A 9389-nucleotide genomic window follows, 5' to 3' on the forward strand; every position below is an offset into this window, starting at 1 on the left:
ACACCATCCCACCATTCGCGGCCCGATTTCCACAGGAGGTCCCATGTCAGCCAACCTGCTCGATTTCACCGGCGAGGTGCCGAGAGCATCGAGATGATCGAGCGCGCCGGCGGTATAGGGACGTTTGTGCGGACCGACGTCGTAGATGCCGGCCAGGTGGAGGCCCTGGTGGCCTGGACCGTCGAGGCCCATGGCGGCCTGCACTGCGCCTTCGACAATGTCTGCGTGCTTCCGCCAACCTGGCCGCTCGCCGAGCTGGACGAGGCGACCTTCGACCAGGTCGTGGCAAAGCCCGATGACCAGGCGCTGGCTCGATGATTCGCCCATGTGCCGGAGCGTGCCGGCCGGCCCGCTGCTCGGCCGGAGGAGATGACCGGGTGGTTCTCTATCTGTGCTCGCTGCTCGCCTCGTCTGCGACCAAGCAGACCTTCATCATCGATGGCGGCCAGACCGCCTGCTGAACCGCGCACCAGGCCTCCCTCCGCCTGTTCTCGGCTGCAGGAAGGAACGAGGGCTCCGCGAGATCAGGTGGGAGGGAAGAACGATGCTCGGGTGGATCGCCCGTGTCATCATGGAAATGGCGGACGTGATCACCGGATGGTTCTTCGCCAGGGACTGGCCGGCATCATCGCCCGCTACGCCGAGGACGGCATCGGCACCGTCAATGACGTACCCGCACGGGTCTCCCCGGTGTGCCAGCTCTCCGATGCGGTGATCTCGGTCGTCCTGACGTCGAGCTTCAGTCCAGAGGAGGTGGCGCGGTCTGTCGAGATCGCCCGGTGTCTCGGCGACGCTGCGCGCGGCGCCCGCGTCATCTGCTCGGCCGGTCTGGAGCTGACGCTGGTCGCGCCAGCCAGCTGAACGAGGCCTGTCGATCAAGTCCGACATCATGTCCTATGCCGCCGCCATGCCGCTGATGCGCGCTGCCGGTGGTCGGCTGACGACGCTCGGGAACCGCGATGCGCTGGATGTCGACCTCGAGAAGGTCGCGACCAACGGCCTGATCCACGACGAGCTCCTGGACTGCCTGCGCGGCTGCTGAGGCCGACGGCTCCTACGGACCAGCCTCTGCAGCGATCATCGGGTTCAGGCCTGCAGGATCGCCAGGCGGCCGGGATCCCAGGATGCCCAGACCGTGTCGCCGACAAGCGCCTCGATGGCGGCGGGATCGGGGGATGCCTTCAGCCCGGCGTTGCCGCCCGGCTCGTCCTGGGCCTCCAGGTCCAGGTCGATCCGGCTGCCCTTGAAGACACGGCGCACGATTCGCATCCGCAGCGCGTTCGCCTGGTCAGGCCGTTCGCTCGTGAGCCGGATGCTCTCCGGCCGGAGCGCCGCCTCGACGGCCGTGCGGCCGCCCAGCGACTCGACGCTGCCGGCGGCGCGCAGGAGGATGCCGTTCCAGTCCAGCACGACCCGCCCGTCCTCGCTGCCGCGGACCTGGCAGGCGAACAGGTTGGTCTCGCCGATGAAGTCGGCGACGAACCGGCTGCGCGGCTGGTGGTAGAGCTCCTCCGGCGTGCCGTCCTGCTCGATCCGCCCGGCATTCATCACGATGATCCGGTCGGACATGGTCAGCGCCTCCTCCTGGTCGTGGGTGACGAACAGGAAGGTCTTGCCGGTGCGCTGCTGCAGGGCCTTCAGCTCGATCTGGACCTGGCCGCGCAGCTTGGCGTCGAGCGCGCCCAGCGGCTCGTCGAGCAGGAGCAGCTTGGGCTCGCGGGCCAGTGCCCTCGCCAGCGCCACGCGCTGGCGCTGGCCGCCAGAGAGCTGGTCCGGCATCCGGTCGCGGAAGCTGCCGAGCTGGACCAGCTCCAGGAGCTCGCCCACCCGCGCGTCGATCGCGCCCAGGCCAAGGCCCTGCAGCTCCAGGCCGAAGGCGATGTTGCTCGCGACGGTCATGTGCGGGAACAGGGCATAGTCCTGGAAGACCATGTTCACGTCGCGCCGGTTGGGCGGCAGGCGGGTGACGTCCTCCCCGGCCAGCAGGATGCGGCCCTCGTCCGGCGTCTCGAAGCCGCCCAGCATGCGCAGCGTGGTCGACTTGCCGCAGCCCGACGGTCCCAGCAGGGTGACGAACTCGCCCTGGGCGATGTCCAGGTCCAGGCGGTCGACCGCCACGTTCCTGCCAAAGCGCTTGGTGACGTCGGTGAAGCGCGCGATGGTGCTCTGGCGGTGCATCAGCTTCTGGTTCCCTTGAGCCGGCGGGTGGCGCGTTCCGCCCACAGGCCGAGTGCTGCGGTCACGACCAGGACCACGGTTGAGATCGCGTTGATGGCAGGCGACATGCCCGAGCGCAGCTCGGCGAAGATCAGCACCGGCAGGGTCGGCTGGTAGCCGCCCAGGAAGAAGGCGCGCACGAAGTCGTCGAAGCTGAGCAGCATGCAGAAGATCGAGGCTCCCAGGAGGGAGGGGAACAGGAAGGGCAGGGTGACGCGCAGGAACGCCACCAGGCTGTCGGCACCCAGGTCACGCGCGGCCTCGACTTGGCTGCGCGGCATGGCGCCCAGGCGCGAGAGCACCATCAGCGCCACGAACGGCACGTTGTGGATGGTGAGGCCCAGGATGATGGCACCGGTGCCGGGCTCCAGCCCGATGGCGCGGATGAAGATCCGCATGGAGATGGCCGAGATCACGCCTGGGATGACCGCGGGCAGGCACATCACGGCGAACACCAGGGCCCGGCCCCAGAACCTGGCGGGTCCCAGGAACACCGCGCACCAGGTGCCGATGACCAGCGAGAGTGCGGTGGACACAATCGAGATCAGCAGGGTGTAGCCGAAGGCGTGGAGAACCGCGGTGTCTTGGAAGACCTGGAGATACCAGCGCGTGGTCCAGGCATTGATCGGAAAGCCGATGAAGTTGCTGTCCTTGAAGCCCATGACCACCATCAGGGCCAAGGGCAGGAACAGGTAGACGATGAACGCCCAGTAGAAGGTGGTGAGGGCGATCTGACTGGGGCGCATCATCCGAGCAGGCTCCCGCTGCGCCGGCCGAGCAGCCGGAGGAACAGGCCGACCGTGACCAGCGAGGCCAGCAGCATGATGGTCGAGAAGGCGGCACCCTCCGGCCACTTGTCGCCGGCGACGTGGAAGAAGCCTGCGATCGTCTCGGCGAACACGGTGGTGCTGGGGCCGCCCAGTAGGACCGGGGTGGCGTAGTAGCCGGTCGAGATCAGGAAGACGAGCACGCAGCCGGACGCGATCCCGTCCTTGGACAAGGGCAGGGTGACCCGCCGGAATCGCGTCCAGGATCCGGCGCCGAGGTCGGCGGCGGCTTCCAGATAGTTGCGCGGGATCTTCTCGAGCGAGGCGTAGAGCGGCAGCAGCATGTAGAGCGAGGTCAGGTAGACCAGGCCCATGCCGAGCGAGAAGCCGGTATACATGAACGGGATCGGCCGGCTGGTCAGGCCCAATCCCATCAGCACGATGTTGAGGAAGCCGCGATTCCCCAACAGGATCATGATCGCATAGGTGCGCACGATCTCGCCGACCCAGAAGGGGACCAGCAGGAGCAGGAGGAACAGCATCTGCCGGCTGGGACGGAGCTTCTTCGCCAGGAAATAGGCGATCGGGTACATCAGCGAGAGCGTCAGCAGCGTGTAGCAGGTCGAGTAGACGAAGGTCCGCACGAACGGGGTGATGTAGTTCGGCGCCTGGAAGAACAGCAGGTAGTTCTCCAGCGTCACATCAGGGACGCGGCCCGCGCTGGGCGGGTAGGAATCCAGGAAGCTGATCCGGATCATGGTCAGGATCGGCCCGAGATGGGTCCCGAACATCCAGATCAAGGCCGGCACGGCCAGGAGCCAGAACCGGCGGCGGTCCGAGGACAGCAGCAGGTCGCTGGCCCGCTGGTAGGCCGGATTGGCGGTCAGGCGCGTCCAGAAGCTGCGGGTGCCGTCCTGGGGCCGGATGAGGGCAGCGTCGTTCCCGGTACGCTCGCTGGTCGTGGCCATGGGCCGTCCTTGCTGAGGGAAAAGGCCTGCCCTCGCGAGGACGGGCAGGCCGGTGCGGCCGATCCTTTAGCGCCGGCCCGGCGCCGAGTGAATGTCAGGCGGCCTTGATTTCTTCGACCGCGGGGTCGACCAGGCTGTATTTCAGCTGGTCGGCCTCGGTGTTGAAGAAGGTCAGGCGCGACAGTTCCTCCTGGCTCAGCGAGGAGGCGCGGCGCTCGAGGTCGTTCAGGCCATCGGCGGCACCGTCGATGGTCGAGAGGTAGCCGGACGAGCGAGTCATCGCGGTGCCGACCTCGGGCGAGCCCAGGATCGCGTTCAGGAGCTGGTAGGCGTTGTCGGCATTGGGGGCGTTCTTGGCGATGTTGAAGTTGTAGACGAAGCCGTAGCTGCCGGGCTTCGGGATGGTCAGCGCCACCGGGAAGCCGTCCATAATCAGCTTGGAGATCGGGCCGGACCAGGCCTGGGCCAGCACAATGTCCTGGTTGATGAACATCTGCTGCACTTCCGCGCCCGCGTCGTAGAACTTGCGGACCTGGCCCTTGTGCTTGATCAGGAAGTCGCGCGCCTCGGCGACCACCGCCTTGGCCTTCTCCGGGTCGTCCTTGTACTCGACCATGTTCCCGTCATAGCCGAGATAGAGCATGGTCACGGACATGAAGTCCTGGATGATGTAGGCGGTCTGGCCCTCGTACTTGGGATCGAACATCACGTCCCAGCTTTCCGCCTCCTCGGGCGTCACCACCTCAGTATTGTAGGCCAGGCCTTCCGCACCGGCCAGGATCGGCACGCCCCACTTCTTGCCGTCGATCAGGATCCAGTCGCTGTCGCGATAGACCGGGTTGATGATGTTCCAGTTGCTCAGCCGGTCGGTGTCAATCGCCTCCAGGAGCCCGGAGGTGATGAACTGACTGAATCGGTGCCCGGCGATCGTCAGGATGTCGACGCTGGGGTTGGGCTGCTCAGCGGTGAGCAGGTTGAACGCCTTGCCCTGGTCGTCGACCAGACGGATCTGGATCCGGATCCCGGTGTCGTTCTCGAACTTCGCCTTGAAGTCGTCCGGGATGAAGTTCGCATAGGTCCAGACGTTGACCACCTTCTCCTGGGCGCGGGCGCTGCGGATGATATTGGGCATCGCGAGCGCGCCGGCCGCGAGCCCGGCACCCTTCAGGATCGTCCGGCGAGGGGGCAGGAGCTTCTGCATAACCGCGTTTCCTTCCAGAAAATGACGCACTGGAACCAAAGGCCAAAGGATCAGGCGGCCGAGCCTTCCCGGCACAGCCGCACCAGCTCGTCGATCCCGCGGCCTTCCACGCCACTGACCGGCAGGAGGTCGTTGTCCGCGGTGAAGTCGCGGCCATAGGCGCCGGACAGGAGGGTAATGCCGGCCTCGTGCAGCTTCGCCGGCCGGCCGACCAGCCGGCCGAGCAGGGCGGTCGGCACCAGGCCAAACGGGACGTCCTCCAGCACGTAGCGGCTCTGCGCGGTGGTGGGGCCGAAGCCGCCGCGCCCTTCGGCATGCATCTGCTGGTTCATCTCGGAGATGCTGGCGACCGGCACGTGGAAGGATAGATGGAAATGCTCGAAGATGGTGCGCACCGACAGGCCCAGCGCCTCGGCGATCGCCAGGCGCTCCAGGTCGAGCTGCTCCAGGAGCCGGCCCACCAGCGGCGTGACGTTCTCGCCCTGGCCCCAAGTCTCGCCGCGCTCCATCCGGGTGAGGTTGAACATCGCGATCCCCAGATGGTTCTGGGGATTGAGGTTGCTCAGTGCGATCGCCAGCAGCCCGTCGCGCAGGACGAAGCGGTCGCCGAACAGCGCGGTGCACAGGGCTAGGCCCGCTTCGCCATGCGTGGCCGGCAGGGTGGCGATGTCGAGCTTGGCGCGGACCGTGTTGACCGTGACCGTGTCGTCCTGCGGCTGGCGACCGGTGACGACCGTGGTGCCCCAGACGATGATCGGCAGGCGGACGCTGCGATCGGCCAGCAGCCGGTCCAGGTAGAGCGCGCCGAACGAGGCGTGCGAGGAGAAGATCACGGTCTGGCCGGCCCGCAGATGCGGTGCGGCCGCCTCGATGACGGCGCGATGGCCGTTGGCGGGCAGGGCCACGATCACCACCTCGGCGCCGTCCAGGACCTCCGCGCAGCTCTTGGCGACGCCGACCCCGAACCGGCCTTCCAAGGCACCCTTGGCGATCAGCGGGCCGTTCTCCAGCGCCCGGCCGCGCTGCCCCGACGGCGACCAGAGGCGCACGCCGTGGCCATGGCTGCGGAGCAGGGCAGCGGTCCCATAGGCGATCGCTCCTGCGCCGAGAATAGCCACCTGCATGAAACGAACCTCGATGTCTGATGGGTGCTGGGACTCATGGCAGCCGGCTTCCGGCCGAGGGACCGGTCGGGCCGTCGTGACGAAAAATCGTAACGCTGGTGCGACAAGTCGTCAACAAGAGGGCCGCTGGCATGGGGCGGCCGCCTGAAAACGTCGACTTGAACCGGCGCGCGGAAAACACTTCCCTTCTGGCAAAATCAGGAGGGTCGCGTGCGTCGGTACTTGTCGGGATCTGGATCAGATCAGACTACTGCTGCCGCTTATTGTAATCCATCTCCACGAACATCTACCCTGCCTGCCGCCGCGTAGCCCTGGCACTCCTCAGTCCGACCCGGCGACCGGCTCGCCCAGCGTGTGCATCAGCCGGTTGGCCCAACCGAAGATCGCGATGGCCAGCACCAGGTCGAGGATCTCCAGCTCGCTCAGGCCTGCCGCGCGCAGCCGCTCGATGTCGGCAGCATCCGCCTCCGGTGGGCAGCGCGAGAGCTTCACGGCGAAGTTGTAGATCGCCTGCTCGCGGGCTGGCAGGCGGGCATCCGCGCCGGCGCGGAACACCTCCTCCACCAGCTCGGTCGACTTGGTCAACTGGTTGTAGCGGCTGGCATGGACGGCCGCGCAGTAGATGCAGCGGTTGACCACCGAGGCGCCGATGGCCCCCAGCTCGCGCTCCGACCGGGACAGGCCGCCAGCGCCATACATGATGGCATTGAACAAGGGGGTGCGGTGCGTCAGCGATTCGGGATCGTGCGCCAGTACCAGCACATAGTCCGACACCTTGGTGTTGGACGGCGTGACCTTCAGCGCGTCCTGCTGCTCCGCGGTCGCCTGGGCCAAGTCGACCGGGGTGACATAGGGGCGCCAGACCGGGATCTCGACGGTGAAGGCGTGGACGACCTCGCTCATCGTGCATTCCTCAGCAGTCGGAAGCCCATCAGCAGCCGTGCCTGGTAGGCGAGGAACGCACAGAGTTCGGCCAGGCGCACGATGTCCGGCTCCGTAACGCCGGCGGCCTTGAGCGCCTCGATGTCGTCCCGGGTGGCCTGCCGGGGCTCGGCGGTCAGCAGGTCGGCATGGCGCAGGATCGCTGCCAGCCGGGCATCCTCGGGCATGGTCCCAGGTACGGCAAAAGCGGCGAAGCCCACGCCGCCCGGGCAGGCTTCGAGCATCGCCCGGTAGTGCGCCATCAGCTCCTCGTCCTGGACGGCGGCGGCACGCAGCGCGATCGCGGCACGCAGGCCATGGGGCAGGCCGCCCGGCTCGCGCGGCGTCAGGACGGCCGTTCCGCTGGCTTCCGTCAGCTCCATGATGGTGCGGCGCTGGCCGAGCAGCGTAGCCAGGCGGGCATCGGCGCCGAGCAGGTTCTCGATGGTGGTCATGCAATCGGGTCCGAAATGTGTCGGCTGATGCTGCAGGCGGTACGCCGCGCGGCGACCGGTTCATGCCCGAAGCCACCGCCATCGAGGAAGCGCTCGATGATGGCCTCGAAGCCGGACGTGTCGAGGGAGCGCTCCTCGAGCCACGCCTGGCAGTAATAGGTCTTGCTGTAGCGCTCGCCGGCATCGCAGATCAGCGAGACGAGCGAGCCGGTCCGGCCCTGCTGCCGCATGCTTGCCGCCTTCCAGCACAGGGCGAAGAAGTTGGTACCGGTGGAGCCGCCGACCCTGCGGCCGAGCCGGCGCGAGAGCACCCGCATCGCGGCCAGCGAGGCGGCGTCCGGCACCTTGACCATCTCGTCCACCACCTCGGGGATGAAGGACGGCTCGACCCGCGGCCGGCCAATACCCTCGATCGTGGAGAGGTGTTGGCAGGTGGCCGCCGCATCGCCGGTGCGATAGCCGTCGAAGAAGGCGGAGAATTCGGGATCGGCGCAGAGCAGGCGGGTGGGGTGGCGCTTCAGGCCGATATAGCGGCCGATGGTGGCGGTGGTACCCCCGGTGCCGGCACTGGTCACGATCCAGGCCGGGACTGGGTGGGGCTCCAGCTGCATCTGGCCGAAGATCGATTCCGCGATGTTGTTGTTGCCCCGCCAGTCGGTGGCGCGCTCGGCGAAGGTGAACTGGTCGAGATAATGGCCGCCCAGGCGCCGAGCCAATGCTGCGGCCTCGTCATAGATGGAGGCCGAGCCGCTCACGAAATGGCAGATGCCGCCGTGATGCTCGATCGCCGCGATCTTATCGCAGGAGGTCGTCTGCGGGACGACGGCATAGAACGGCACACCAATCATGCGCGCGAAATAGGCTTCGGAAACCGCGGTCGAGCCGGAGGACGCCTCGACCACCGGCCGGCCAGGGCGGATCTTGCGGTTGCACAGGCCGTACAGGAACAGCGAGCGGGCGAGCCGGTGCTTAAGGCTGCCGGTCGGGTGGGTCGACTCGTCCTTCAGGTACAGGTCGATGCCCGCAAGCCCGGTCTCGAGCCTGAGGAGGTGGGTGTCGGCCGAGCGCCGCTGATCGGCGTCGATAAGCGCCACCGCCCGGTCCATCCATGCGCGCTCGTCCCGGCCGACGTCGCCAACGTCCGCCGGCCACCGCTCCTGACCCACCAGCGCCGCATCGTCCGCCGCCATCGCGGCGACATCCGCCGTCATCGCGGACCTCCTCACACCCGACCCCGCCATCTTCATGCTTGATCAGCATAATGCAACAGCATTAATTCGAAACATGCATTCTCCAGCAGTCGATCCAGGGCAGCTCGAAGCGTTCGTCGCGGTGATGTCGGCGGGGAGCATCACCGCTGCCGCGCGGCTCCTGCAGCGCTCGCAGCCAGCCGTGACCCGGGCGATCCAGGAGCTCGAGGCCTCGCTGGGCCTTGCCCTGTTCAGCCGCAACGGCCCACGGATCACACCGACCGAGTTCGGCGTCCGCTTCCATGAGGAGGCCGAGCGGATGCTGTTCGGCCTGCACCACCTGCACGAACGGGCACAGGCGATCGCCGCGGGCATGCCCCAGGCGATCGAGATCGCGGCGATCCCGGCCCTGGCGGCCGGGCTGGTGCCCCTGGCGCTGGCGCGCCTGGATCCGGCTCTGCTACCCTGGCAGGTCCACCTCCAGGCGGTATCCGCCGAGCAGGTGGTCCGCGCCATCCTGTCGCGCAGCGCGGATCTGGGGCTGGC

Annotated in this window: 12 protein-coding genes; 4 read left to right on the forward strand and 8 right to left on the reverse strand. The window is 67.5% G+C overall.

The features are described 5' to 3' along the window. The first annotated feature begins 93 nt into the window (after window positions 1-93). The 3 genes from EQG76_RS20570 (at window position 94) to EQG76_RS20580 (ending at window position 1042) form a co-directional block, all read left to right on the forward strand. A complete protein-coding gene (locus EQG76_RS20570; RefSeq protein WP_235031472.1) occupies window positions 94-318 on the forward strand; it encodes a Rossmann-fold NAD(P)-binding domain-containing protein in 225 nt (74 codons plus the stop codon). A gap of 279 nt (window positions 319-597) precedes the next feature. After that, the gene (locus EQG76_RS20575) at window positions 598-861 is read left to right on the forward strand and encodes an FIG domain-containing protein (protein WP_159716208.1); all 264 of its coding nucleotides are present in this window, start codon (window positions 598-600) and stop codon (window positions 859-861) included. A gap of 28 nt (window positions 862-889) precedes the next feature. Further along, a complete protein-coding gene (locus tag EQG76_RS20580; protein WP_159716209.1) occupies window positions 890-1042 on the forward strand; it encodes a hypothetical protein in 153 nt (50 codons plus the stop codon). Between the two features lie 44 nt (window positions 1043-1086). On the opposite strand, the gene EQG76_RS20585 is transcribed toward EQG76_RS20580, so the two are convergent. The 8 genes from EQG76_RS20585 to EQG76_RS20620 form a co-directional block, all read right to left on the reverse strand. Next, on the reverse strand, window positions 1087-2178 hold the full coding sequence (locus EQG76_RS20585; RefSeq protein ID WP_159716210.1) for an ABC transporter ATP-binding protein: 1092 nt from the start codon (window positions 2176-2178) through the stop codon (window positions 1087-1089). Then, window positions 2178-2966: an ABC transporter permease gene (locus tag EQG76_RS20590; protein ID WP_159716211.1), complete on the reverse strand. Its 789-nt coding sequence runs from the start codon at window positions 2964-2966 to the stop codon at window positions 2178-2180. The genes EQG76_RS20585 and EQG76_RS20590 overlap by 1 nt, the downstream gene beginning before the upstream one ends. Then, window positions 2963-3952 carry an ABC transporter permease gene (locus EQG76_RS20595; RefSeq protein ID WP_159716212.1) on the reverse strand — a complete coding sequence of 330 codons (990 nt, stop codon included), beginning with the start codon at window positions 3950-3952 and terminating at the stop codon, window positions 2963-2965. Before EQG76_RS20595 ends, EQG76_RS20590 begins: the two co-directional genes overlap by 4 nt. Before the next feature lie 94 nt (window positions 3953-4046). Then, window positions 4047-5153 carry an ABC transporter substrate-binding protein gene (locus EQG76_RS20600; RefSeq protein WP_159716213.1) on the reverse strand — a complete coding sequence of 369 codons (1107 nt, stop codon included), beginning with the start codon at window positions 5151-5153 and terminating at the stop codon, window positions 4047-4049. A 50-nt stretch (window positions 5154-5203) separates the two neighbouring features. Continuing rightward, on the reverse strand, window positions 5204-6277 hold the full coding sequence (locus EQG76_RS20605; protein ID WP_159716214.1) for an NAD/NADP-dependent octopine/nopaline dehydrogenase family protein: 1074 nt from the start codon (window positions 6275-6277) through the stop codon (window positions 5204-5206). A gap of 321 nt (window positions 6278-6598) precedes the next feature. After that, window positions 6599-7180, reverse strand: coding sequence for a peroxidase-related enzyme (locus EQG76_RS20610; RefSeq protein ID WP_159716215.1), 582 nt, complete (start codon window positions 7178-7180; stop codon window positions 6599-6601). Further along, a complete protein-coding gene (locus EQG76_RS20615; protein WP_159716216.1) occupies window positions 7177-7653 on the reverse strand; it encodes a CMD domain-containing protein in 477 nt (158 codons plus the stop codon). The genes EQG76_RS20610 and EQG76_RS20615 overlap by 4 nt, the downstream gene beginning before the upstream one ends. Beyond that, the gene (locus tag EQG76_RS20620) at window positions 7650-8759 is read right to left on the reverse strand and encodes a PLP-dependent cysteine synthase family protein (protein ID WP_235031473.1); all 1110 of its coding nucleotides are present in this window, start codon (window positions 8757-8759) and stop codon (window positions 7650-7652) included. Before EQG76_RS20620 ends, EQG76_RS20615 begins: the two co-directional genes overlap by 4 nt. A 178-nt stretch (window positions 8760-8937) precedes the next feature. Here EQG76_RS20620 and EQG76_RS20625 point away from each other — a divergent pair. After that, window positions 8938-9389: LysR family transcriptional regulator (locus EQG76_RS20625; RefSeq protein WP_159716217.1), on the forward strand; the 452-nt coding region annotated here is incomplete at its 3' end.

The sequence above is a fragment of the Geminicoccus flavidas genome, assembly GCF_009806515.1.
Classification (GTDB): domain Bacteria; phylum Pseudomonadota; class Alphaproteobacteria; order Geminicoccales; family Geminicoccaceae; genus Geminicoccus; species Geminicoccus flavidus.